This is a genomic window from Sulfurimonas paralvinellae (assembly GCF_014905135.1).
Taxonomy (GTDB): Bacteria; Campylobacterota; Campylobacteria; order Campylobacterales; family Sulfurimonadaceae; genus Sulfurimonas; species Sulfurimonas paralvinellae.
In genome coordinates this window covers 15398-41083 of sequence record NZ_CP041406.1, presented here as the reverse complement: position 1 = coordinate 41083, position 25686 = coordinate 15398, and the positions used below count along the sequence as shown (strand labels likewise).

At 38.5% G+C, this 25686-nt stretch carries 28 protein-coding genes and 1 pseudogene; 6 read left to right on the top strand and 23 right to left on the bottom strand.

Annotation, left to right across the window (positions count from 1 at the left end):
- Positions 1-76: 76 nt before the first annotated feature.
- Genes FM071_RS00220 through fliK form a run of 3 tightly spaced genes read right to left on the bottom strand, consistent with a single transcriptional unit; the run spans position 77 to position 3529 of the window.
- Complete coding sequence (locus FM071_RS00220; protein ID WP_193110967.1) at positions 77-1339, bottom strand: flagellar hook-basal body complex protein; 1263 nt, start codon at positions 1337-1339, stop codon at positions 77-79.
- Positions 1340-1350: 11 nt separating this feature from the next.
- Positions 1351-2016 carry a FlgD immunoglobulin-like domain containing protein gene (locus FM071_RS00215; RefSeq protein ID WP_193110965.1) on the bottom strand — a complete coding sequence of 222 codons (666 nt, stop codon included), beginning with the start codon at positions 2014-2016 and terminating at the stop codon, positions 1351-1353.
- Between the two features lie 10 nt (positions 2017-2026).
- On the bottom strand, positions 2027-3529 hold the full coding sequence (fliK, locus tag FM071_RS00210; RefSeq protein WP_193110964.1) for a flagellar hook-length control protein FliK: 1503 nt from the start codon (positions 3527-3529) through the stop codon (positions 2027-2029).
- Between the two features lie 97 nt (positions 3530-3626).
- Here fliK and FM071_RS00205 point away from each other — a divergent pair, with 97 nt between their 5' ends.
- Positions 3627-3854 (top strand): hypothetical protein, encoded by a 228-nt coding sequence (locus tag FM071_RS00205; RefSeq protein WP_226960537.1) that lies wholly within the window; start codon positions 3627-3629, stop codon positions 3852-3854.
- On the opposite strand, the gene FM071_RS00200 is transcribed toward FM071_RS00205, so the two are convergent.
- From FM071_RS00200 to FM071_RS10865, 4 genes and pseudogenes are all read right to left on the bottom strand, one after another.
- Positions 3851-4270: a hypothetical protein gene (locus FM071_RS00200; RefSeq protein ID WP_193110962.1), complete on the bottom strand. Its 420-nt coding sequence runs from the start codon at positions 4268-4270 to the stop codon at positions 3851-3853. The genes FM071_RS00205 and FM071_RS00200 overlap by 4 nt on opposite strands.
- Positions 4271-4335: 65 nt before the next feature.
- Complete coding sequence (locus tag FM071_RS00195; RefSeq protein WP_193110960.1) at positions 4336-4785, bottom strand: hypothetical protein; 450 nt, start codon at positions 4783-4785, stop codon at positions 4336-4338.
- Complete coding sequence (gene dnaG, locus FM071_RS10835) at positions 4782-6914, bottom strand: DNA primase (protein WP_430738970.1); 2133 nt, start codon at positions 6912-6914, stop codon at positions 4782-4784. Before dnaG ends, FM071_RS00195 begins: the two co-directional genes overlap by 4 nt.
- A gap of 486 nt (positions 6915-7400) precedes the next feature.
- Positions 7401-7583: pseudogene (locus FM071_RS10865) on the bottom strand (CHC2 zinc finger domain-containing protein); the annotation flags it as partial.
- A 115-nt stretch (positions 7584-7698) separates the two neighbouring features.
- Here FM071_RS10865 and FM071_RS00180 point away from each other — a divergent pair.
- Positions 7699-8496, top strand: a complete 798-nt coding sequence (locus tag FM071_RS00180; protein ID WP_193110958.1) for a hypothetical protein — start codon at positions 7699-7701, stop codon at positions 8494-8496.
- Between the two features lie 64 nt (positions 8497-8560).
- Here the strand turns inward: FM071_RS00180 and FM071_RS00175 are convergent, their stop codons facing one another.
- The 12 genes from FM071_RS00175 to FM071_RS00120 form a co-directional block, all read right to left on the bottom strand.
- Positions 8561-9232 (bottom strand): hypothetical protein, encoded by a 672-nt coding sequence (locus FM071_RS00175; RefSeq protein ID WP_193110956.1) that lies wholly within the window; start codon positions 9230-9232, stop codon positions 8561-8563.
- 56 nt (positions 9233-9288) lie between these two features.
- A complete protein-coding gene (locus FM071_RS00170; RefSeq protein ID WP_193110955.1) occupies positions 9289-10338 on the bottom strand; it encodes a sensor histidine kinase in 1050 nt (349 codons plus the stop codon).
- Positions 10325-10963, bottom strand: coding sequence for a response regulator transcription factor (locus FM071_RS00165; RefSeq protein ID WP_193110953.1), 639 nt, complete (start codon positions 10961-10963; stop codon positions 10325-10327). The genes FM071_RS00170 and FM071_RS00165 overlap by 14 nt, the downstream gene beginning before the upstream one ends.
- Before the next feature lie 9 nt (positions 10964-10972).
- Positions 10973-11833 carry a DUF3187 domain-containing protein gene (locus tag FM071_RS00160; RefSeq protein ID WP_193110952.1) on the bottom strand — a complete coding sequence of 287 codons (861 nt, stop codon included), beginning with the start codon at positions 11831-11833 and terminating at the stop codon, positions 10973-10975.
- A 77-nt stretch (positions 11834-11910) separates the two neighbouring features.
- Entirely contained in the window at positions 11911-12414 is a 504-nt protein-coding gene (locus FM071_RS00155) for a hypothetical protein (protein ID WP_193110951.1), read from the bottom strand.
- Positions 12415-12580: 166 nt separating this feature from the next.
- Positions 12581-15637 carry an efflux RND transporter permease subunit gene (locus tag FM071_RS00150; protein WP_193110950.1) on the bottom strand — a complete coding sequence of 1019 codons (3057 nt, stop codon included), beginning with the start codon at positions 15635-15637 and terminating at the stop codon, positions 12581-12583.
- Positions 15638-15646: 9 nt separating this feature from the next.
- Entirely contained in the window at positions 15647-16741 is a 1095-nt protein-coding gene (locus FM071_RS00145) for an efflux RND transporter periplasmic adaptor subunit (protein WP_193110949.1), read from the bottom strand.
- Complete coding sequence (locus FM071_RS00140) at positions 16734-17909, bottom strand: TolC family protein (RefSeq protein ID WP_193110948.1); 1176 nt, start codon at positions 17907-17909, stop codon at positions 16734-16736. Before FM071_RS00140 ends, FM071_RS00145 begins: the two co-directional genes overlap by 8 nt.
- Before the next feature lie 9 nt (positions 17910-17918).
- Positions 17919-18299: a DUF302 domain-containing protein gene (locus FM071_RS00135; protein ID WP_193110947.1), complete on the bottom strand. Its 381-nt coding sequence runs from the start codon at positions 18297-18299 to the stop codon at positions 17919-17921.
- A 70-nt stretch (positions 18300-18369) separates the two neighbouring features.
- Positions 18370-18681, bottom strand: coding sequence for a hypothetical protein (locus FM071_RS00130; protein ID WP_193110946.1), 312 nt, complete (start codon positions 18679-18681; stop codon positions 18370-18372).
- 14 nt (positions 18682-18695) lie between these two features.
- Positions 18696-19841 (bottom strand): SO_0444 family Cu/Zn efflux transporter, encoded by a 1146-nt coding sequence (locus FM071_RS00125; protein WP_193111976.1) that lies wholly within the window; start codon positions 19839-19841, stop codon positions 18696-18698.
- 7 nt (positions 19842-19848) lie between these two features.
- On the bottom strand, positions 19849-20427 hold the full coding sequence (locus FM071_RS00120; protein WP_193110945.1) for a c-type cytochrome: 579 nt from the start codon (positions 20425-20427) through the stop codon (positions 19849-19851).
- A gap of 69 nt (positions 20428-20496) precedes the next feature.
- Between FM071_RS00120 and FM071_RS00115 the strand changes: the two genes are divergently transcribed.
- Positions 20497-20799, top strand: a complete 303-nt coding sequence (locus tag FM071_RS00115; protein WP_193110944.1) for an ArsR/SmtB family transcription factor — start codon at positions 20497-20499, stop codon at positions 20797-20799.
- On the opposite strand, the gene FM071_RS00110 is transcribed toward FM071_RS00115, so the two are convergent.
- Positions 20777-20992 carry a hypothetical protein gene (locus FM071_RS00110; protein ID WP_193110943.1) on the bottom strand — a complete coding sequence of 72 codons (216 nt, stop codon included), beginning with the start codon at positions 20990-20992 and terminating at the stop codon, positions 20777-20779. The genes FM071_RS00115 and FM071_RS00110 overlap by 23 nt on opposite strands.
- A 146-nt stretch (positions 20993-21138) precedes the next feature.
- Between FM071_RS00110 and FM071_RS00105 the strand changes: the two genes are divergently transcribed.
- From FM071_RS00105 to FM071_RS10825, 3 genes are all read left to right on the top strand, one after another.
- Positions 21139-21327 carry a hypothetical protein gene (locus FM071_RS00105; RefSeq protein WP_193110942.1) on the top strand — a complete coding sequence of 63 codons (189 nt, stop codon included), beginning with the start codon at positions 21139-21141 and terminating at the stop codon, positions 21325-21327.
- 44 nt (positions 21328-21371) lie between these two features.
- A complete protein-coding gene (gene rpsU, locus FM071_RS00100) occupies positions 21372-21584 on the top strand; it encodes a 30S ribosomal protein S21 (protein ID WP_151901446.1) in 213 nt (70 codons plus the stop codon).
- Positions 21585-21697: 113 nt separating this feature from the next.
- A complete protein-coding gene (locus FM071_RS10825; protein WP_193110941.1) occupies positions 21698-22831 on the top strand; it encodes a methyl-accepting chemotaxis protein in 1134 nt (377 codons plus the stop codon).
- Between the two features lie 5 nt (positions 22832-22836).
- Here the strand turns inward: FM071_RS10825 and FM071_RS00090 are convergent, their stop codons facing one another.
- The 3 genes from FM071_RS00090 to FM071_RS00080 are packed head-to-tail and all read right to left on the bottom strand — an operon-like array spanning position 22837 to position 25659.
- The gene (locus FM071_RS00090; RefSeq protein ID WP_193110940.1) at positions 22837-24057 is read right to left on the bottom strand and encodes a DUF481 domain-containing protein; all 1221 of its coding nucleotides are present in this window, start codon (positions 24055-24057) and stop codon (positions 22837-22839) included.
- 4 nt (positions 24058-24061) lie between these two features.
- Positions 24062-25129 carry a deoxyguanosinetriphosphate triphosphohydrolase family protein gene (locus FM071_RS00085; protein WP_193110939.1) on the bottom strand — a complete coding sequence of 356 codons (1068 nt, stop codon included), beginning with the start codon at positions 25127-25129 and terminating at the stop codon, positions 24062-24064.
- Positions 25129-25659, bottom strand: a complete 531-nt coding sequence (locus FM071_RS00080) for a PhnA domain-containing protein (protein WP_193110938.1) — start codon at positions 25657-25659, stop codon at positions 25129-25131. Before FM071_RS00080 ends, FM071_RS00085 begins: the two co-directional genes overlap by 1 nt.
- Positions 25660-25686: the final 27 nt, after the last annotated feature.

Below are 25686 nucleotides of genomic sequence, written 5' to 3'. Positions count from 1 at the left end.
TCCTTTACTTCTATCTTATCTGATAGAATTAGTAAAGATTTTATAGCATAAAGCGTTCCAATTTTAATAAAACTTTTTATGCATCCATATTGAGAGCTTTTTGTATCATCTGATCCGCTGTTGTGACAGATTTTGAGTTGGCATCATATGCGCGTTGCAGTGTGATGAGCTCTGTAAGTCCGTAACTCATCTCAATATTCGAGCCCTCTAATTTAAAATTTGCGATATTGGTACCTATGATATTTTCACCATTGGCATCTTTAAAGAAGATAGGTTTACCACTGTTGTTACTCTCTGCAAAGCGGCTGCCGCTTATTCTGTTTAATCCCTGATCATTCTGAAAGTGATACACTGCGATTTTTCCGACACTACTTTGCATTCCATTTGTAAAGGTTGCTACCACTTCACCGTTTTTATTGATATCATACCCTCGAAGATCGCCACCGATTGTCCCATCCGCCAAACTTGAAGCCGTTACCGGAATATTTGAAATGGCCGTTACCCCACCAAAAGCACTACCAAGATCGATGGCAACCGTTGCGCCGTTGTTGTCTATGGAAGTAAGTGTCGAAGATACAAGTGCACCGGCTGCATCAAAAGTTACCTGCCCAGTTTTAGTATCATAGATCGTTGTCCCGTCAAGACTTTTTGTCGTTGCCGTTACATCCCACTGTGTTCCCGGTGGTGTCTGTACGGCAGCAAGTGAAAACTCAAGCCGCAGATCATTTTTGTTGCTTTGCGGATCGACCACACCGGCACTCATCGTTTTGATGCCTGGATCTGTCCCGAGATTACCATAGAATTTGGCATTGCTCGTCGGCTCTGCAGGAAAGGTCAAAAACTTTGGAAAACGCAGTTTTTCTTGCGCACCGACATCTTTTAGCTTTACTTCCGGAAGCTGTGATGTGAGCACATTGTCGGCACTAATATTACCACCCATACTTCCTAAAACATAAAAACCATCCTGCGTGACAAGATCATCATTTTGATCAAACGTGAAATTACCGTCGCGTGTATAGAGTGTTTGTCCGTCACCCTGTATACCAAACCAACCGTCATCAAAAAGAGCCAGATCGGTACTCTTGTCTGAGAGTATAGGAGAACCTTTTTGAAACATTAAAGGTGAAGCCTGCAGTTTAGAACCAACACCGACACTGCTGTTAACAGAGCTGCCAGAGCTTGGAGTGGTAATCATATTTTCAAAAAGTGAAGCAAATTCATAGCCGTTGCCTTTAAAACCGACCGTGCTGATGTTAGCGAGGTTATTTGCCATAATGTCAATACCGGCAGAATTTGTTTTAAGCCCGGAGATTCCCGTATAAAAAGCCTGTGTCATCATAGCTTCATTCCTTAGTAGACTTCTTTTACGCTGTCAAGAGGAACATAGTTCGAGCCAAGTTTGACAAGTGTCTTTCCGCTGTCAAAGCGTACCGACTCGATCGGATAAGCACCAAGGCGCGTATTTTGCACATTGTTGTTACTATCTTCATACGTTGCACTAACATGGTAGATACCGCTTTCAACACTACCATTGGCATTATCTGAGCCATCCCAGGTAAATTGATAGACACCCTTTGGATTTGTTCCAACATCCAGTGTTTTAACAAGATTTCCGTTATTGTCTTTTATCTCAACACTTCCGTTTTGAACGTCATTTGGAAAATAGACCTCAAAAGTAGAACTGCTTCCTTTGTCATGTGCGATGGAATCACTGCCAAGATCAGCAGTTTTTCCGATCGCTGCAATCGTCGAGAACTGCTGTGCCGTTCCAAGAGATGCTGCCAGTTTTTCAAGGGCACTTTTTGTGTTATCCGATGCTTCAAGTGTTGCCAGCTGTGATGTTTGGGTGAGAATTTTTTCCGTATCCATAGGCTCTGTCGGATCTTGATACTGAAGCTGCACCAAAAGAAGCTTCATAAAATCATCTTTGCCTAGTTTCGTTTTGTCCTTAACATCTGATGATGTCTGTATATCTTGGTTTGTCGCTGCATTTAAACCTGTTGAAGTTATTGCCATTATTTATCCTTTATGCATAGTTCGGAACTATGATCTCCAAAGAGTTGAGCACCTCTTCGTTTGTCTCTTCATTTTCAAAATAGTTATACTCTTGCTCGGCATTTTGTCTTTGCTGCTGGTGCTGCTGTGCCTGCCCACCATTGGCAAACTCACTGCCGTTGTTATTAAAGTTCAAAGTAGCATTTTGTATTCCACTGTTTTGCAGTTGGACTTTAAGATCATTGGCGTTCATTGAAAGTGTATTGATAGCCGCATTGTTCGAGCTGAGATTGACATGCAGATTTTTTCCACGCTGCACGACTGTCAACTCTACATCGCCAAGCTGCTGTGGATTGAGCTGAACTTTCACTCGTGTAAAAGGTGCTTTATAATTATCTATCGCCTGTTTTACATCTTGTGAAAGATATCTGATCATCTGTTTTGCTTCATTTAGCTTCACCTCAAAACTATCCGCTTTCGCCACCTGCAGACCATCTATTTTTGAGGAACTGCTCTGGTCATCACCTGTATCTGATTGTAACAGTGATTCTAACGATTTTGTTACTTCACTTTTTGCACTTGGAGCAATTACTTTCGCTGTTGCAACAGAAAAGTCACGTGTCAAAACAGAACCCTCTTTTTTAGCGGTTTTTTCACCTTGAAGCAAAAGTTTTAGTGTATCATCTGCACGTTTTTTCGGTGTCAATACTTCAATGTCGTTAGCATGCGCAGCTTTTGCGGCTACAATCTGTTCTGTTGAGATATCTGCTCTTTTTTGCACTCTAAAAAGCGGTGTCTCTTTTATCTTCTGCAGCGTTTTTTGATCCGCTTTTATCTGTTCATCAACAGGAGCATCATCTATATCTGTTTTTGTTGTGTGTAGCGTTTTTTTCGTTTTGTGCTTCGTATCTATCTCTGCCGTGTCGCTCTCAAAAGAGCTGCTTGTCTCTTTTGTAGAATTCGACTCTTTTTTTATTCCGCCTGGCACTTTTTCTGCCATATCTGCTTCGTCTACTGCTGAATTTGATAAAATATTCCCTTGTGAGCGAACCTCTTCAAGTGTAATCTTGCTTATATCTATACCAGTTTTTTTAGCTACCTGTACCAAACCTTTGAGGGTTTTTGGCAGTTTCTCTATTTCGGCTCGTTTAAAACCTTCAGATGAGATAATTTTATTCTTAAGAAAAGCCTTTGCATCTTTGATAAGCTGCTTTAGATCAGCCGAAGAGAGCGTGGATGTGATTTCCGGATTTATATCCAAAGGCCCTTTTTTGTCTGCGTTTTTTTCCTGTGCCGTTAAAACAGTGAGCAAAGAAGCATTTTTGGAATCTTTTAGCGATACTGCATCTTCTTTCGCATCTAACAGAGAGAGAACAAGGGCTCCGTTTTGAACACCTTCACCCTCTTCTTTGACTCCCTTGAGCAATTCTGAAAACGAAAGAGTCCCCTCGCCTTTTTTTGCCTCATCTTTGGAGCCTAAAAGAGATGCTGCAGCAGGAGAGGCGGTCTCTTGTTTCAAATCTAATGCGATCATGCTCTGCTCCTTCTATTCTTTGTGTAAAACACAGAATTTTTTATAAGAAATAGCATTTATTGTTCCATTTTCTCTAAAAATTATCTATAATGCCGATATGTTGTTTATGAAAAAAGTGCTTTTTTTGCTCCTGCCGTCCTTATTGTTTTGTGAAAGAATCTATGATGCACAGCTCACCAAAGAGAACCGTGCCGCGATGGAAAACAAAAAGATAAAGTGTCGATGGGTATGTGACAAGAAGATTTACACAGAGCAAAAAATCAGCGAAGCTGTCTCATTTTACAAAAATTCAAAATACTACAGATTCGATAAAAAAGGGTTCTAGTAATCCCTTGTAAATCTATCAAGACAGTGCAAATCGTTCTTGAAAAAAGTACCGACACTGTCCTGCATTCCCTCGAGTAGAACTTTCGGGGTTTCACCGTCCGCCGGGTAAGAGAGCAAAAAAGATTGTAAAAATCTGGCAAAGAACTCATCAAACATTTTTTTGACGATCTCAGCACCATATTTGTCAGTGTAAGGCAGAACGAAGAAGTAGTCGTTCTCATGGTTGACAATAGCATCTGATGAGCGCAAAATCTCTAAGAGTGCAGCATCTACAACATCCTGAGGCACATCGGAAAAGTCACAATACAAAAGAGTAAAACTCTCCGCTCTGTTCTCATCCAGTCTGTCAGAGATGCCGATATTAAGTGCGAGCAACTGTTCAAAATTATCAAAAGAGAAGTGAATTCCTGCCATAGATCAACCTTTTTGTTCAGTATATTTCAAATAGTATAACAAAAATCAATGCAATTGACTATACTTTACGCCAAAATACTCCGAATCATAATTGCATAATGTAACACAAAAAGATTGACAAAGAAGATAAACAAAGAAGAGCCGCGTGAGATGAAGTTTTGCAGATTTGTTCGCTCTTTGTTGTTTGTTCTGTAGGCTATAAAGAAATGAATCACTGTTGCAACAACCAAAGAAAGGACAAGCCAAAGTTTCATTTTTAAAAGTTCTGCGACTTTATTCGTCTCATCACTCAGCAGCAGATCAAGCAAACCATCCGTATCTATCATAATGATGCCGCTTACAAGTAAAATGGACAATGAAACAAGTTCAAAATAACCAAAGATAGGACCGACATGTGGATAGACCTCACGCTGCTTCTCTTTATCAGTCAGCGTAATACCCAAAACAAACATAAAAATGGATCCACCGATCCACGCAATAGCCGCCAAAAGATGAAAATGTATCAAATAACTCATAATCCTACCAATTCACCGCGTTTGAGTTTGTTTATCTTGTCACGGTATTTACGAATATAAAAAGCCTTCTCTTCAAATGATATATTGGTCGCAAAGTTCACTTTTTTGAGTTCACGCTCATAATATTTCGTTAAAAAGGTTATGAGCTCTGCATTGAGCGCTTCAATATCTTTTAGCGGTTTTATGCCTTCATCCACCAGTATCTCCATCAACTCCGGTGTATCTTTTTTTCCTGCCAATGCCAACGAAAACTCACGTGCATGAAACTGCAGCAGTGAAGGGTCGATGACATCCAAGATATGGTCTATGAAGTTTGGATGCTCCAAAACGGTTTTTACCAAAGAGAGTTCCCACATATCACGATGTGAATTCTTTTGGACAAGAGGTACATTTTTCCCGACGTTCTGCTGTGAGGTGTTAAGCTTTATAAGCGAAGGAGAAACACCCAGTCCACCGAGCCTTGAAGCAAGATAGGTTCTGTACTCCTCTTGCAGTATCGGTGAGAGTGTTTTGAGATAGGCTACACCCTCTGCCATACAGGACTCTTTCTCTTTTGGATCACGCAGATTATAAAGAGAGAGTATCTCATCGAGTACAAATTCTATAAAAGGCTTTGCTCCTCGAAACATATTGCCAAGCTCTTCGACTCTCCCCTCTTTTACCATATCTGCCGGATCTAGCCCACCCTCAAAAACAACCACACCCCCGTTAAACCCACTTGCACTGAGCAGTTTTGAGGCTTTGAGTGCCGCTGCACGTCCTGCTTTGTCACCGTCATAGGCCATCACAATGCGTGGAGTTCCTTTTCGAAGCAAGGGCAGATGCTCCTGCGTGAGCGCTGTCCCGAGTGTCGCCACGGCATTGTCAAACCCTGCCTGATGCAGCATAATAACATCAAGATAACCCTCGGTAATGATGATTTCCTGCTTTTTATAAAGTGCCTGTTTCGCTAGGTTGTAAGCATATAAAAGCCGCGACTTATTAAAAAGCGGTGTCTCCGGAGAGTTGACATATTTGGCCTGATGACCGGTAATCGTTCTACCTCCAAAACCGACAACCGTACCGTTGGCAGAGTAGATAGGAAAGGTTATGCGCTCAATAAAGCGGGCATAGGTCTGATTGCGTGATGGTTCATAGCCGACAACACCGACATCGATCGCCTCTTTCATAGGAAACTGTTCACGCTTAATGAAGTTCAGTGTCTCATGCGAAGCCGGAGCATAACCAATGCCGAATTTTTCAATACTGCTCTCATAGATACCGCGCTCACGCAAATAGCTCATAGCCGTTTGGTTATGCGTCAGCAGTGACTGATACCATTCATTAAGTTTTTCTATAACCTGCGTGCGCGGTTTGTTATGTTTGTTATCGGTATATGTCAGTGTGAAGTTATAGCTTTGGGCGAGTTTTTCAAGCGCTTCAGGGTAGTTGAGCTTTTCATATTCCATCACAAACTTTACAGCATCACCGCCGGCTCCACAGTTGCCTACTGCAAAATTATTAGCTAGAAAAGTATGTGTTTTATCCTGAACTGTTATATCATAAACTATCTCTTCATATCCAACGTTTGTGATTGATTTTACTTTTGTAAAAAAGTACTCTATTCCGTCAATAAACTCAAAAAAACCTTCTATTGATTCTCTTTGCTTAAAATAAAGCGTATAACTTCTTTTATGATTTACGCCATTTTTGTCTTTCATGGCTTGTGCAGTACGACAGGTTGGAATACGCTTGAGACTTAATGCCAAGTCTAAAACTTGGTCAACCAACGTTTCGCTTACAGTGTCATATGTCCGTCTGCTATAGCAGCCATCATCATCCATCAAACCTTTAAAAAGTTCTTCTCTCAAAGGCTTTTCAAGATAATTAAACCAATGTGGATAATGTTTATTAGCTGCTCCCTGTCCGAAAAGAGTCTTAAATATATGTTCTAAATTTGTACTTGAAATTGTCACTTCTAAAGTGGTGTTTCGACTTTCTCTTCTGAAAATTTTAGCATCTTTATTAAAAATCTTTTTAATAACTCTTATGATCTTTTGGGCATATTCCTCTTCTGTAGCTGAGAGAGAAAACCTAATTCCACCGCGATAGGTACTTCCTTCTGCCACATAAAAGCCTGCTAACCACATAAAGTCTTTAGATATTTTAATACTCTCTATCTTTTCTACATTTGGCCCAAAACTATTTTTATTCCACAAACTTGAGACATCTATATATTTATCATGACGCAATTCTCTATGAACTGGGTATAAAAAATAATCTCCGGTTTTTATATTATTTGCAAATTCTCTCTCAATAGCCAAATCATATTTTCGACGAGTTTTTTTAATACGACCATAGAACTTTAACGGTCTCTCTTTTTCAACCCGCAAATAAGGTAGTTTAGCAATAGCCGTTTCTTTTTTTACAACTAACATATCATGGTTTTGTGTAAAAAAAGACGGCTTTGCACTCAGTGAAGTTATAAAAGAGAGTATATCAAACTCACTTGTATGATGCACTGTTTTAATCACTTCTGTTTGTGCTCCATTAGCAGAAAAAACTTTATCTCCTACATTTATATCTTTAATCTCTTTGTATCCGTTTGGAGTAATAATCTTTTGATAAGGAGGTAAACAGCCGAAACAGTGATATATCTGTTTTTGCGGACTCACGACAAATGAAGGTGATTTTTCATCATGAAAAGGGCACGGCGCTTTAAAGTTACCACCCGCCTTTTTCAACTCAACATACGAGCCTACAACATCAACAATATCAAGTCGCGCCTTTAAGGCCTCTATGGAGTCTTGGGAAATCATAAAAGGATTATACGCAAAAGATAGTTAAGATAGAATGATATTGCGCAAGTTCAGATCAAATTTTAGTATTATAAAAACAAGATATAATTGTTTCAATTTTTAAAGAGGCTGCATGATGAAAAAAATTATAAGAACAGGGATATTGTTGAGTTTATTACTCATAAGTAGCATTTTAGCTGCTGATGAAGTTGCTACTTATACCATACACGGAGTAAAAGACAAACGGCTTGAAGCAACTTACATCGCCTCATACAGAAGTGTCAACTGCATTACTAAAGACTCTCAAACAGGAGGAAGACACTTCGGACTCTTTGGAAAAACCATAGATGTACCCGATGGCAACTACACCATCAAGTTCCCGATACTCGTTAAAAAGCGTAAAGATGAAGAGTGTGACAGTGAGTTTGCAGGCTTGGAGCTTGTTATGCGAAGGAAGTATGATGAGAAACTCGCCTCTATTCATCCTATACTGAGCAGTAAAAAGAAGGTAATGCCCACTTATTATAAAACTGATGGAGGGAGTGCATATCATGGTGCTCCTGACACCCCACCTTACCTCGAAACCACCAAACAATACTTCCGCATAGCGCCTCAAAGTACTTTTTTGTGTAAGACATTTTGGTTCCCAAAAAAGTATAGTAGACTTCTTGAAAAGGTTAGAGAGGGTCATAGCCAATTTCACTGCACCATGCAGATAGATGATGATGTGAACCGAAGCGGCTACTTTCAAAGAGATCCTCGTATCTATACATTTACCCATCCGGAGTTTGGAGTAGATAAGATAGTTGATACGGATATGAAGATAGATATCTTGGTGGATGAAAAGAATTGTAAAGCTATAAAAAATAAAAAAATTGTAGATGATAATTTCAGAGAACTAAAAAAGCCAAGCATTTGGCAAAAACTGTTTTAAATAGAGGAAAAAAGGCACGGCTATTTAAAATTGCCGCCCGCCTTTTTCAACTTAATATATACAATTAATGAGATGGACCTGACATATTTTGCGTTTGTCCATTTTGCTCCATTGAGTTCTGTTGTGCTGATGAAGATTGCATTGTAGCCGACATATCCAGTTTCGTATTTGAAGTGGCTATACTCATGCCATTGTTTACACTGCTGTGAATCAGCATTGTTGTCGCATTAAGATTTTTGGATTGGATTTTTTGCGTTTCAACTATTCTGTCTGCCATCACGCCGATCTTGTCGGCCATCACTAAAATTCTATCGGACATTTTTCCGATGTCATCCGAGAGACGCAGTGTTGTTTGCGAAAGAGAAGCCAAAGTATCTTCATAATCTTTGCTGGCATTATCCGCCTGATGTGAAGAGAGATAAGCCAGATCTTTCGCAAGAACAACAGACTGAGCGCTCAGTTCTTCAAGCGTATCAAGTGCTTTTTGTGCATCTTCTTTACTTGAAAAATCTTCCGCTTTTTTTTGTGAAAAATTTGCTACGGCATCTGCGTAGGCATCCACCTTATTTTTATACTCCTGCAATGCTGTTTGACTCGTTGACAATGTATCTAACGAGCTCATTGCATAACTATTTAAAGCTTTCGCATCATCATTTAAGAGTTGTAAAGAGTCTGTATATTCAGATCCGAACATAAGTGTAGCTAAGAGTGATAGGCTCAAAATTGTTTTTTTCATTCTTCTGTCCTTCTTATTAAGTGAAAGTATTGTCACATAAAAACATTAGCGAAGTATTAGCGATGTTCAAGCTTTTGCAAGTTCAAGTAAAAACTGCTTCCTTTGTCAATTTTACTAGTAAGTGAAATCTCTATGCCCAACTCTTCACACAGTTTTTTTACAATGTGCAGTCCAATGCCTATGCCACGTGCTTGTTCTTTATAAAAACGTTCAAATACTTTTGAAGGGTTTTTTATACCTTTGCCCGTATCTTCAATAATTAGCTGCCCCTTTTCATAACGAACAAAGACCTTGCCCTTTTGTTTGTTATATTTCAGTGCATTGGAGAGAAGATTATCAAAGATACGGGTAAAGGCATCTTTGTTGGTAAAGAGTGTAAGCGCAGGCACATCCACTTCCACTGTAATGTCTCTAAAAGGAATCGCAATCAACTCTACACGCTCACGTACAAATTCATCAAGTGCAAACTCCTCTTTTTGACTTGCATGCGAATGCAGATAAGCACGTAGATTAGCCTGTAGATTTAAAATATTCTGCACGGCGTTTTGTGCTCTTTTTATATTTTTGTTCTCTCCGAGCTCATTGGCGAGTATGGAGATGTTGAGTCGTAATGTTGAGAGCGGCGTGTTGAAATCATGCAAAATATCTTTGATGAACTCCTCTGTAAGATGCAGTGCGTTTCTCAAAGGTGAAAGCGCATACAGTGCAAAAAGAGCGGATAACAGAGCAATAACAAGCAAAACCGACAAAAATATCAGTGCCGATTTTTCACGGAGCTTAGCTATTTTTTTATCATACTGCTTTTTTGGCAAATAAATTTTAAGATAGTTCTTCTGAGAGCCTGGAATGGTAAAGTAAGAACTGAGATCTTCACTGTTTTTGTAAAGTTTGTAGAGTTCGTGTTTATCTTTTGGAACAAAGTCAATGTCATATTCACTGCACTGCAGGTTAAAAGAGCAGATGCGCATCTGTGAGAATATCTGCTCATCAAGTGTCTGCACCTCTTTTTCATAGTTTATAATGAAGAGAGCACCAATGAGCAAAGACTGGGAGATAAAAAAGAGTAAAAAACTCTTGATCAGCGACTCTTTTTCAACTTTTTTCAAGTATATATCCCACACCACGTACATTTTTTATGGGCAGATCTGTTATGTGTTTAAACTTATTGAGTGCCACACGCAATGCACTGTCAGAGGGCTGCGTGAGGCAATCCATAAGTATTGACTTATCAATGACATTGCCGATGTTTTGCATAAAGATATCACACAGACACTCTTGTACTTCACCCAAAGAAACTATGTGCCCATCAATAAAAAGCTCTTTGTTTCGAGGAGAGTAGCGAAGATTTTTATATTCGATGTCTCTGCTGACGTGAGTAAGTTTTGCTTTTACGCGAATGAGCAACTCTTCAGGAAAGAACGGTTTTTTAATATAATCATCAGCACCGACTTCAAAACCTTTTGCAATGGTATTGAGATCTACTAAAGCAGAGATAAATATCGTAGGTGTTTTGTCATCTGCCTCACGCAGACTCTCTAGCAGTTCAATGCCGGAGATATCAGGGACATTGATGTCAAAAACATACAGATCATAACTGTTCTCATACGATGCATCAATAGCATCATTACCGGTATGCACCATATCGACACCATAATCGCTTGCTTCTAGTAGTTCCTGCAATGTTTCGGCAAGTTCATAGTCATCTTCGAGAAGCAGGATCTTTTTTTGCATCATCTACTCTTAAAAATAGTACCCTAATTTTATAGAAGCGGCATGATCACTGGCAGAATCACTCAGACCATACGCATACGATAGATTCATAAACCAGTTTTTATCAATACTGTAATAAGCATACCCAGATACTGTTTTTGCATCCTCTACACTTTTATAAATACTTTCTGTCTGGTTATATGCACCACTCACGTAGAGTTTGTTTGTCAGATAGTATCCGAGACCGGCACTGTATGCGTTTGTATCCTTATAGAGTATATTTTGTGTTTGTGCTCCGCCGTGAAGGCTTAAAACAACATCATCATCGTTGACTTTTGTAAAGACATAGCCTCCAAAAATATTTGCTTTTCCAAACATATAGCTTGCATTGAGTGATCCTACATAATCTGTATTGTTGTTATTGAGTGAAGTGTCATAGGTTGGCAATAGTGCTCCCATACCAACACGTAAAGTAAGTGCTTTAAGAGGATGAAAGTTATACGCTCCGCCGACAAAAGAGTCATTCATTCCATTTTCATTATAGCCGTCACTATCTGTCGTATAGTAAGATGTAGAAGCCTGCAGTGAAAAGTCTTTATAATAATAATCAAGCTGAAGCGAAGTTGAGTAGGTATCTGTTGCAGGAGTTGTCACAAAATTTGAACCGGCATAGTTGGCACCGACGACAATGTCAAAGTGAGCAGTTGCAGCTGTTGTTTTTGAGACTTTAATGACCTTTTTTGTACATCCATTGATGTCTACTAAGTCTGTTAACGGTGTATTTGGACATTTGTCAACACTGTCATCTACTCCGTCCATATCCATATCTGAATAAGCAAGAAGTGCTGTCGATAGCGAGCCTAAAAGCATAAAAGTTATAATTTTTTTCATCTATATTCCTTAGTTTCATCTCTTGACAAGACTCGAGAGCTTGTCCAAGAGATTATAGAATTTTTTTGTAAACAGACTTATTGTCCCATATTCATGTTAAAGTTTGAACCACCGGTTGCACCGCCGCTCATCGGCATAGAAGATGCAGGTGCATTTGCCGGCATATTCATAAACTGATTACCTGTTCTCATCTGATTCATATTCTGCATTTGTGACATTTGCTCATTAGCCTGCATTTGTTTCTCTTGTGCCATTTCCTGTGCTCTTGCGCTTGTCTCTTGACCCATAGCTGCACCTTGATCTTTTGCACCCTGAGCTTGCTCACGTGTAGTTGAACCAAATGCTGAAGCTTTTCCTTGCATTTTTTCTTGCATCGCTGCGATTGCTGCCATGCGATCTTCTTGATTCATGTTAGCAAGTCTTTGTTTAAACTCATTCATCATTTGAACACGCTCCCCAGCCGGGGCTGCTTGAATAGCTGCAATTTGTGAATCAACACTTGTTGATGTGCTTGTACTCGTAGTAGTAGTTGTAGTGCTGCTGTTACTTGTTGTATCTGTTGTTGCAGCATCGTCTGCCATACCTAATGTTAATGCTCCAAGAAGAGCTACTGATAATGTAATTTTTGCAAATTTCATTTTGAATCCTTTATGTTGTGAATTAAATTTTTCAAACCCGGAAAGTTCGTTTCCTTGTTTTGATGTTGGTATTGTCACATAAAAGAGTTAGCGAAGTGTTAGCACTTCACTAATTTTCCTCTTTCTTATAAAAAAGCAGATATGTCGCCGGAAGTATTAAGAGCGTCAAGAGTGTTGAACTGATAATGCCTCCCGTAATGACAACTGCCAAAGGATACTGTATTTCACTACCTACACCCGTTGCATAGAGTAGTGGCAATATTCCAAAAAGTGTAGTAAATGCCGTCATTAAAACAGGTCTTAAACGTAGTAGTGTCGCATCTTTCAGTACTGTTTTTAAATCAACATCCGGAAATTTCTCTCGCAGTTCATCTATGAAACTCACAAGGACTATACCGTTGAGTATAGCGATGGCAAAGATAGCCAAAAATCCTACTATCGCAGATACAGAGAGGTATATTCCACTGATAAGCAGAGCGATGATTCCTCCTATAAAACCAAATGGCACATTTAAAAGAATAATCATCGATTTTGCAAGTGAATTAAATGCCGTATAAAGCAGTAAAATCACTAAAAGGATTGTAATTGGGATGATAATCATCAGCTTTTGTGTTGCCTCTTGCATATTTTTAAAGTCACCTGCCCAGCCTATGTAATAACCAGCAGACATTTTTACTTTTTCTTTGATGATTTTGTCTGCTTCGGTGACAAATGAAGCCATATCACGGCCTTCTACATCCATTGAAACAACCATATAACGGCTCAGATTTTCTCTTTTTATAAAAGAGGCTCCCTGAACGATTTTTATATCACACACATCTTTGAGTCTGACAATATTTCCGTTTTGAGAACGTAACGTTACATTTTTTATAGAATCAATATCTTTCTTCGCTCCTTGAACTTTAGCAACAATAGGGAATCTTTTAATACCCTCTAGCTTTTGTGTAATGCCCTCTTCTCCGATACCGTTTCGGATAATCTGCATAACCTCATCAACACTGATACCATAACGCGCAAGCGAGAGATAATTTGGAATGATTTGGATTTGCGCCTGACCAAGCTGTGTTTCCACTTCCATTCGCTCTAAACCGTCTACATGCTTAATGGCACTTTGAATATCTTTGGAAATTTTATCAAGTACTTTTTGATCATCTCCGTAAATTTTTATAGCGAGTTCAGCTTTTACACCCTCAAGCAACTCTTCTATTCTCATAGCAATGGGCTGTGTCGGTACAAACTGTACAAAAGGGAATCTATGTTCCAAGTCTTCACTCATCTCTTTTGTAAGTGATGGCAGATCTTTAATGTTTGGTTTTAAAGTGAGAAGAATTTCCATATAGTTTGGCTGTGCTGTTTCTCCTTTTTCACTTCGTCCTATCATCGCCAAAACTGATGAAACATCATCAGGATATTTTTTAAGTATATAACTCTCTACCTCTTTTGAAACATCAATCGATTGAGTAAGTGCTGTTCCAGGGATAGCAATGACTCTATACATGATGGATTCTTCATTGAGTGTAGGTAAAAACTCACGTCCTTGTTGAGTGAGAATATAAGCTAGCACTATAAAAACAACACTCACAACGGCTAATATCTTCTTGGCATTATCAAGAGCAAACACCAAAGCAGGGGTATAGAATTTTTTAATGGATTTCATTACAACATTTTCAGCCGATTTTGTCGGCTTTAAAAGTAGTAAAATCAAAACAGGCACTAAAACAAGAGCAACTACAAGAGAGCCAAGCATAACAAAAACGATGTTAAGCGCCATAGGTGTATAGAGTTTTCCTGCAAGTCCGTCAAGTGAAAGCAGCGGAATAAATACTGCAGCAATGATGAGTACTGCGAATGTTACCGGTTTAGCAACACCTTTTGCAGCTTCACTTACAACTGTTAATTTATCTTTATCTGGTTCATCATGCAGTAGTCTAAAACTGTTCTCTACGATAACAATCGTCCCATCAACTATCATTCCCACAGCAATAGCCAAACCACTTAAACTCATAAGGTTTGCTGAAAGGTTGTAATAATCCATCAATAAAAATGCGATGAGCAACGAGAGCGGAAGTGATAGAATAACAATAAAAGCACTACGCAGTTCAAATAAAAACAAAAAGAGTACAATGGCAACCAAAATCACACCGCTTAAAAGTGCTGATGTCATAGTATTGACCGCTTTATGTGTTATCTCTGTTCTATCATATATAGTAGAAATTTTTACACCTTCTGGGAGTGCCGTATTGACCGTTGCAATCTTTGCCTTTATTCTCTCAACAACTTTTGCAGCATTGGTAGCTGTACGCTGGAGCACCATACCCATTACGGCTTCTTTATTATCTATACTTACCGCACCAAATCTTGGAGCAACGCCTGGAACAACATTTGCGACATCGCCAATAGTAATAGCCTGTCCCTGTGTTGGTTTTACTACCGTATTTCTAATATCATCGAGTGTTTTATACAGACCTGCACCACGGATGAGGTACTGCTCACGGTTAAATTCTAAGTACTGTCCACCGGCTGCCTGATTTGACTTTTGTAATGCTTTGACTATATCATCATAAGTAATGCCAAAATCCTGGAGTTTTTTTGTGTCAATCAAAACATTGTACTGTTTCTCATCACCACCCCAGCCTATGACCTCTTCAACACCGCTGACACTTTTAAATAGCGGTTTAACGATATACTCCTGCATCTCTTTAAGCTTTTGAAGGGAATATTTTCCTGTGCTATCTTTAACTTCATACCAAAAAACCTGCCCAAGACCTGTTGTGTTTGGTCCTAAAACCGGCTTTCCCCATCCTTTTGGAATATCCACGTTTGAGAGACGTTCAGCAACAAGCTGTCTCAAAAAATATATATCCATGTCGTCTTCAAAGAAGACTGAAACATAAGAGAGTCCAAAAATAGAGTTTGACATAATGAGTTTTACCCCTGCCATACCAGATACTGCCGACTCTATGGGATAGGTGATGAGCTTTTCTATATCTTCAGCGGAATTACCCGGACTCTCCGTATAAATTACAACCTGCTTAGGCGTAATGTCCGGGAATGCATCTATAGGAATCTGTGTATATGCCCTGTAACCGGTTACCGCAATAGCAATAAAGGCAACAAGCACTAAGAGTTTATATTTGAGCGAAAGCTCTATGAGTTTATCCAACATAAAAGACTCCTAATCCCCATCACCAAGAGATGATTTTAGCAGTGCTGATTTTACATAATAACTCTCACCACTCACATACTCTTGTCCTAATTCTAAACCTTTTACACCGACATATTTATCATCTTGTGCAACTATTTCAACAACCTGCGGTGCGTATGGAACTGAAGCTTCTTCCTCGTTTTCTTCACCTTTTTCTTCTTTTTCCTCATTTTTTTCTTCTTCACTTGGAACAAACACAACCCATTCATTATTAAAAAATGAGAGTGCTGATTTTTTCACTGCAATATAACTTTTTGCCTCTGCAAAATAGATCGTTGCTTTGACATATACATCAATAAAAAGATCATCTACCTTTTGATCAACACTTGATAGTACAACTACTCTTTGTGTTGTCTCATCCACTTTTGGCATGATCTGGGTCGCATGTGTAACTATCTCTTTACCTGCATACTCTACTACAATTGCGTCTCCAATTCGTGCTTTTGCAGCATACTCAAGCGGCAGATATGATTTTACATAATAGGCTTGATTCTTCACGATTGAAACAATCGGCTCATTAGATGATACAGAAGAGTGCAGAGGCTTTAAAAGTGCAGAAACACGCCCACTGCTGTGTGCATACAAAATAAAATTTGCTGTTGCTTTTGTTAATTTTTTTACATTTATATTTAAAGTCTCTAACTGTGACTCTAATGCAGTCAAATTTGCTGCAATTTCACTCATTTTAATTGCCTCTGCATTAAGATCCTGCATTGATGCAAGCCCCTTTTTATAAAGCTTTTTAATTGCTTCATAATTTTTTTGTGCCGCTTCATACTGTTTTTTGAGTGCAATATAATCTGCACTCATTTTTGAAACTTCAATTGACTCAATAAGAGCGATTCTATCCCCTTTTTTTACATCTTGGGCAGGCTTTACAAAATATTTTTCCAAATGCCCGCTTACTAATGAGGTGATAGACTGCTGTGCGTTTGAGAGTTGTATCACCTTAGCGTTTAACGCTACCGATTTTTTAAAACTGTGCATCTGTGTTTTTGCTATTGGAACTTCTGCTGCGAGTAAAGCGTATCCGAGTCCTAACAATGTTATTAATATTTTATTCATTATATTCTCCTACTTCATAGTTATACATAACTATATTTTTATTTTTGAGACTTTGCAGTCTTATCTCTTTTTCTTTTGTCTCTATCATTTGATTTTTGATGTTTTGCAGCTCCAAAAGGTTGACTGTTGCTATTTTATAACCCTCTTCATACATTTTTAAGAGCTCTTTTTGAGCATTGTAAAGCTCTTTTGTAGAGCTGATGACATCTCCTAAGATGTGTAATTGTTTTTGCAAACGCTCTAAAGTAAAACCAAGTGCTGTTTTTTGGTTTTGAATTAAAAGCTCACTCTGTTTTGCTTGTAGTGCTGCGATGCGCTTCTCTTCTTTTTTCGTATTAAAAAGAGCAAGTGGAATATCTACACCGACTCTGGCAATATCTTGATCTGGCTCAGCCTCATACTCTGCATAGAGATTCATCCACTCTATTTTGTTTGTATTGAGTTGCGCTTTGGCATTTGTACTTTTTTGCTGTGATTGAAGGTACTGCAGCTTGGCAGAAGTATATGTCTGTGCATTAGCTGCTTTGTTTGAGAGTTTAAAATCGTAGTTATCTTCTAAAGTTCTTTCATCTCTCAAACCCGAAAATGCCAAAAGTTTATAGTAGCTCTGTATCTGCATTATCTTTTTTTCATTGAGTGCATTTTTACTACCTGTCAAGTCTACCTTGGCACGAAGATATTTCACTTTCGCAATTGTCCCTGCTTCATATCTCTCTTTGGTTATGGCAGCAATATTTTTTGAGATTGCAAACTCATTCTCTGCCAGATGAAACAGTGCAGATTGAGTTATATAATCATTGTAAAGCAGAGAAAAAACTTTTACAAACTCAGCACGCTTCAATGTTACTAAACCTTGCGCTTCTTCTTTTGTTGCAGTGGCTAAAGCTGCTCTGTCATCACCAACTCCCCATAGTCGAATTGGCTGTGTAAGTACTGCTCTGTACCCTGCTTCACTTTTTCCGACATCTGGATTAAACTGTGACGCTTCAAGTGAGAGTGTCGGATTTTTATATCGTTGTATCAAGCTTGATTGCTCATCTGCACGTTTCACTTCTAAGGCATTCGCTTTGAGATAAGGTGATGTACGGAGAGCATCTTCTAATAAGCCTTTATAATCCTGCGCCTGTAAGTTCCAAACAATAAACGGAACCAATAATAATCTTTTCATTTTTTTCCTTTACCAAGATTTCATAAGTTTTTCTAAATACTCAAAAACAATTATCATATGTGCTTTGAAATCTTCATTTACATCCAAACTGTTTACCATATCTTTGATATTGATAGTTGCTAAAACTGTCTCTCCATTTTCCTCATAGATTGATAATCTACATGGTAAAAAAACAGATATTTCAGGCATATCATTAAGCGCTTCTTGCGCCGCACTAGGATTACAAAGTTCATAAACTGTTATATCCTTTTGGATTGGAAAACCTTTACTTTGCAGAATCTTTTTAAATTCATATGAGCCCAGAACTCCAAAGCCACTCTCTTTTGCCTTTGTTGCCATTTCTTTTTTGATAGTTTGAACAGATTTATCTGTTATTATTTTATAAATCATAATTTTTTCCTTTTTATATAAGCATCTGCTTATAAGGTTATTTTTTTACAGAGGTATAGGTTGAAAAGTATTATGCGTTAATAGGAGGTTTTAGAAAGTTGTCATATGAATTGTATTCATATGTTTTTGTGTTTGAAGAAGGTTTTTGAGTAAAACCTTTATCTGAAAGTTCATTGATTATTTCGGGAAGAATAATGGCAATATGAAAAAAGTGATGCATATGACAAATATCATTATCTGATGTCTCACTATTATCATTCAAGTCATGAACATACTCACTGACATGACACGAGTGCGTGTCAAGTACTTCTATTACATAGGCATGCGCTATATTGAAGCTCATGGACAAAAGTAAAAAAAGTGTGAGTAGTCTATTTTTCATAATTTTATTATACCCTAAGCCGAGCAGCAACTGCCGTCGCTGCACTCTTTTTCTTTCAAAAAATACGATTTTATTACATAGTAAAGCACAAATCCCCAAAGCACAAATGTCGAAGCCCAGGCAATCAAACTTGCATGCTCATCCATATGTACCAGCTCTTTTACATTCACATCACGGAAGAGATAATCAAGTCCAAGTCCAAAGATAAGTGAACCAATAATGATAGTTCCCAAATAAATATAAAGTGTTCGTGTACCTAACATTTTTTTTACGACGCCTATTGTCACAGTATTTGTAGCAGGTCCTGCACTTAAAAAGACAAACGCAGCACCCGGACTTACACCTGCGAGCATCAGTCCTGCTGCAATCGGCAACGATGCTGTAGCACAGACATACATTGGTACGGCAATAGCTATAACGATGATATATGAAAGCCAGTTATACTTGATGAGTATCTCACTCAAGTTATCAGGGACGGCAACTGTTATTAAAGCACCAACAAGCAGACCGACGAGAAGCGGTGATGCTATATCTTTTAAAAGTGTACCAAAGGCATATGAAAATGCACTTTTTACCATACAGCTTTTTTTATCATCGCAGCTCTCACCGCTGCTGCAACAACTGTCATCACTGCATGTTTCTTCTTCTGCATCGGTATTTGTTTTTTGCACAGCTGAGAAGTTCATTACAGAATTTTGTTGCGATGGAGCTGCCATACTAAATGCAGGTTTTGGCTTCTCTTCTTCTTTTGTAACATAGATGTTAGATAAAATCCCTGCAATTATGGAAATAATCATGGAAGTCACTACTCTGTAAATGGTAAAAGCCCAGCCAAACATTCCATAGGTCGCTAAAATAGAATCAACCCCTGTAATCGGGGTAGAGATTAAAAATGAAAGTGTAGAGCCATTACTTGCACCACTTTTTTTGATGCTTGTCGCAAGAGGAATAACTCCACAGGAACAAACAGGCAAAGGAATACCAAAAATCGTCGCTTTGATGACAGAGACAATAGAGTCCTTGCCAAGATGATTTTTTACAATGGTATCGGGAACAAGTTCATGTAAAAAACCTGCAAAGATCAGACCAAAGAGTATATATGGAGCCATCGCATTGCTAAGATCAAGGAGGGCATCTAAAAAAAGTGTTATATATTCCATCATAAACCTAGTGTGTTTGTATCTTTACGGCCCCACACTTCATGCTGCCCTTTTTAGCGCCGCATTTTCCTGCACCGCATTTCATATTTTTATTTTTTATCTCGCACATTTTACCGTCCATCGAACCGCCCCAAGAACCCTTAAAGTTATCATATAACCATGAAGCAACAGCAGTTCTTTCTTCTTTACTTAAACTTTTACCGATTGGTGGCATTGTTCCAAATCGTTTATATGCCATCGGCATACAAAAACCTTTCTCTTTTGAAGGATTTTGAATATAATCTTCAACAAATGTAATGAACTCTGCACGACTCTTCAACATCATTTTTAAACGTTTTGAGACCATAGGCATCGGAGGTGCTTTCATACCACTTTTCTGCATTTTTTGCATCATCATCTGGCGCATCGCCATTTTTTCTTCTTTTGAAGCGTTTTGCATTTTTTGACGCATTGCTTTCATCTGAGTTTCATCCATCATCCCTTTCATAACATGACACGATACGCATTTTGCTTTATAGACTTCCTCCCCAGAGTTTGCCTGCAGTGATGCAAAGCCTAAAATAAGTACAAGTAGTAATTTTTTCATAATTCAATCCTTTTATGATATAATTCATATAACAGAATTGTTATATAATAAAGCTTCGAAAGAGATTAGATGGAAAAATTAGTTCAAACAGCCAAAATATTGTCAGACATTAATCGTGTTAAGATACTTGGACTGATGCAGCGTGAAAAGGAACTCTGCGTCTGTGAGATCTGTGACACGCTCAAACTATCGCAGCCACTTGTTTCACGCCATCTCAAACAGATGCGTGAGGCAGACCTTGTAGAGACTTCACAGAGTGGAAAGTGGGTAATCTATAAACTAAAACCTAACAATACCATCGACTGTTTTTTAAAAGAGCTACAAAAAAGTATTCAAGAGCTTCCGCAAATTATTTCCTGTCAGAAGATCTAAGTTTTTGCCTTTTCAAAGTAACATTACATTCATCAGGATTCTTTTTACAATATTTTTTCTTCATCTCCCTGCTTGAGCCACCTGTAACATCATTGAGCACAAAAGCGAATGAGAAAAGATATAAAACAGAAAAACCGCCTATCAAAGCTGTAACAACATAGATGTTGAGATATTTCTTTATTGTTTTTCTCATAACAAACTCCTTTTGGATATTATGTTATAAAAAAGTCTATTACTTTTGTACTTAGTTATTGGCACATATTTATTGTTAATAAATATCTTAAAGCTTTAGCCACCGCCTGTTTATGCTACAATACAAAAAGATTAAGGAGTCATTTTATGTGTCTATTGATAACTATTGCCATTTTAGCAGCTGGCTACAACTTCTATTTGCATAACCTGCTCACGCAGGCCTATATGAGTTTTGGAATTGCTGTTATTCCCTTTGGCTTTTTTATCTACAGGCTCATTAAAAACCGAAGATGTATCTTTGGCGACGCAAAAGATTGCAATAAAAAAGATATTTAGGTATACTTCCATTTCAAATTTTAACAGAAAGTGGGTGATGTGATATGCCAGGTATAGTTCTACGCCCAGATGACAACTTTGATGCTGCTTACAGACGTTTCAAAAAACAAGTTGACCGTAACTTAATCGTTACAGAAGCTCGTGCTCGCCGTTTCCACGAAACAGAGACTGAAAAACGTAAGAAATTCAAAATTGCATCTCGTAAGAAAATGCTTAAACGTCTTTATATGATGAGACGTTACGAATCACGACTCTAAGCGAAAAGCCTTCGGGCTTTCGTTCTCTCTTTAAAAAACTTCCAAACTTTCAATAAAAAATCAAAACTACGTGTTATAATATCTCTAACTATGTTTATATTGGGGATACAATCATGACTTCACTCTTTCTTCGCATGCGTCTTGTTCACTGGGTCGGTATAGTTTTACTACTTATAAATGCTTTTGTTTTCACCGACAATATCATCTCTCAAATTATACAGGTTGTTATTGCAGCTGTTATACTTGTACATGATCTCGATGAAAAAATCAACGGTGTCGATGCCGCCAAAAAGATCATCTCTACACTTTCGGACTTTAAAGCCGGGGATAAAATCGATATGAAACTTACTTTCTCAAAAGAGTATGCAACAATGGTTCAACTTATTAATGATTTTACAAGTAAAGTGAATGAAGCTAAAAACCTCAGTGCTGCTTCAACTGTTTTAGACAAAGAACTGCATGAACTTGACAACTCTTTGACAACACTGCAAAATAACTTTAATATTTCAGAAGAATTCAGTCAAAAACTACTCGATAAACTCACCATTATAGCTACTGAATCCGATAGCAATCTTGAATTTTCTGCAGAGGTTCTTGAGAGTCTAAAACTTGTTGCAGACAAGATAAACGGCTCTGTAGCACAGATGTCAACACTTGAAGATCAGATTATCCAAACACATGACGGAGAGATTGCCGTTAGCGATAATCTCAAATCACTGACAGCCAATGCAGAAGACATCAAAGGTATTTTAACTATCATATCCGACATCTCGGACAAAACCAATCTCCTGGCACTCAATGCTGCCATCGAAGCTGCACGGGCAGGTGAACATGGACGTGGATTTGCCGTTGTTGCCGATGAAGTCAGGAAGCTTGCCGAAAATACGCAAAGATCCCTCTCAGAGATCAATGCAAGTGTCAATGTGATCGTCCAAAGTATTGCCGATGCCAGCGGCAGTGTCGAAGCCAATGCCCAATCTGCGCTTGAACTTGTTGCAATATCCAAAGAGCTTCAATCAAGTTTGAGCGAAGCCAATCAGGAAGTGGAGATCACCTATCAAAAAAGTATTGCCGATACAGAAAACTCCGAAATCATTAAAACAGAAGCTTACGATTCCAAAAATCTGACGGTTTCACAACTTGAAACGATGAATACAACAAAAGAATCCATAGATACCATTAAAATGAAGGTCAAACAGATTGAAAACTCTACAGTAGAGCTAGTGACGAAAGTCTCTCAAATCTAGGGGGACTAAAACTCTATCCCAAGACCGACTAAAAACTGGTAATCGCTCGATTTTGGTTTGATGCCCTGTGCATCTTCAGTCGGTTTGTCAACATAATCCCAAATTGCAGTGAAATCAAGATCAAACCAGCTTGTCAAATCATTTTCAAATTTAATAATCATATGGTGTTTATAAACACCGGCATCTCTGTCTGAGAATGTCAATTTATAATCATAGGTAAAATCTGTTATAGCAGAGAGTTCCCGTTCAAACTTCGTACTCAGCTCCATTGCCGGTGAATAATTGCTGCCATTATGGCCTGTTTCAACTGTATAGAACTGTGTATAAATTACCGCCGGTCCACCCGATAGATTCCAGAGTGTTTTTTTTGTATCTATAAGTGTGTAACCTAGACCAAAACCTGCTGTTGCCTGATGCTTGATGTTTTTATATTTATCTGTATAATATTCACTAAAAAGCGGTGTCCAGAAAAAATGACGTGTTATATATCTATCATATTTTTCATTGATGCGATGATCGTTGGCTATCTCTTCATTATCTTTGAAGGAGATACGACCAAGATAATCAAAGGCAAGAATTGATCTGGCGGTTCTTCGCTTCAAAGCAATCTGTGATGCATAATCCGCCTGCTTTGTATTACCACTTCTGATATCAAGATTGAAAGTGATCTTGCCTGACCAAAGATTTCTCTCAAGCTCTGCATCTGGTGCGAAAGAGACTATTTGTGATTTCGGAAACAGATATTTTTCATCACCTTGAATGATTGTCAGTTTATCACCATCAAGACGAAGTATCCCACTGATGGAAGCTAAGTTTTCTATATTTACACTCAGAATCTGATAACTTTTGATAGCCTTTATATCATCAAGATCAAAGGTATACACACCTACTTCATCACTGTCAAACTCAAGTTTATCATTGTACAAACCTTTGATCTTTCCGCGAAACCACTCTCCCGATTTTGTCTCAACCCAATCACTCTGCACTGGTGTTGGAGAGAGATCTTCCCAGCGTACTCTCTTTTTTATCTCTTTATTCTTTTTCGCCTCTTTTTTATCTATCTTTTTGGCAACCTGTCGCACCTCATCTTCAGAAAGCCCTGAGGTGTCTTCGATCTTTATAAGCTTTGTTTCATCTACAGACAATTTATTAGTGCTGTTTGTATCACTATTCTGCAGTGCCGCCAAAGAAGAATAAAGTAATAAACAGAGAAATATGAATTTCATACAACTAGAATTTGCCATTCATTTCATTATGAAAATTCAAGGCATATCTATCACTCATACTCGCTATATAATCAGATATGACACGATGTTTTGCACGGTTTTGCAGTTGATCATAATAGAACCTAGGAAGCATTTTTTCATCTTCCATCAATCCTTTATAGAGACTTCGAACAGCCTGTTTTCCAGCATACATGCGCCGTACGATATTTTTGTGTTGATACATCTTGTTAAAGAGAAGTTTTTTCAGCTTTTTTATCTTTGTTTCCAGCTCTTTTTCAAAACCTATTGGCATGGCTTCTTTATCTTCTACACGCTCTTTGGAGTATGCGAGCAGTGAATAGACAAGATGGTTAATCAGATGCGAGCTGAAACGATAACGAAACATCTCGTCATTCTCATCCGTTACACCCTCTTGCGCCACTTTATCCAAAATTTCCTGTGCCAGTTCACTTGATTTGAGATCATCAAAACAGATAAGTCCGGAGTTGACACCATCGTCTATATCATGACTCATATAGGCTATCTCATCAGCACGATCAACGACCATAGCCTCGAAAGAAGGATGTTTGTCCAGATCAAACTGCTTATCTATGATCTTTGGCAAAAAAGGTTTCTTGTACGGATAAGAGTGCTTGAGTATGCCCTCTAACGTTGCAAAAGTAAGATTGAGTCCGTCAAAATCTTTATAACGTTTCTCAAGTTTTGTCACAACACGGAAGCTTTGAAAATTATGCTCAAAGCCATTTGCAAAGCCATCTGCTTTAAGGCACTCATCCAAAGTATCACCGCCGACATGTCCAAACGGGGTATGCCCAAGATCATGAGCCAAGGCAATTGCTTCGGCAAGGGACTCGTTAAGCCCAAGCTGATTAGTAATGGAGCGTGCTATCTGAGAGACCTCTATAGAGTGCGTGAGGCGTGTACGAAAGAAATCACCCTCATGGTTTAAAAAGACCTGCGTTTTATACTCAAGCTTTCGAAAGCTGCCTGAATGGATGATTCTGTCTCTGTCACGGGCGAAAGGGTTACGAAAATCCTTATCTATCTTATAAAAACGCTCCTGTGGCTGCATTAGGCTTTTTTGATAAACTCTGTTTTAAGATATATCTTCGTACCGTTCACACGACCTTCAACATGATCGTCCATATCATTCGGCAGTGCTATCTTTGTTACTGTCGTTCCACGTTTTGCAGTAAAGCCGGCACCTTTTACATCAAGGTCTTTTAAGATGACAATACTGTCTCCTGCGTGAAGCTCAACACCGTTTGCATCACGGAAAACTACCTTGTTCGCTTCTGCATTGATTGCCGCATCTGCAAGTTTTTGTTCATCTTCTTCAAGATACATCATATCAGTCATATCTGAACGTCCAAGCTTATTCCATAGGATATAGCTCATCACTTTTACAGCAGGTGTTTCGCTCCACATTGCATCGTTGAGGCAGTTAAAATGTGTCTCATCAAGTTCACCGCTCTCTATCTGTCCTTTACAGTTTGCACAGAGATAGATGCTTTGGTCTTCACTCCCATCGCTTACAGGAAGCTCGATAAGCTCCACACCTTCATTGCTGCCGCATAACTCACATACTTCACTTCTTGCCATATTTTTTCCTTACTTTAAAATTTTTTC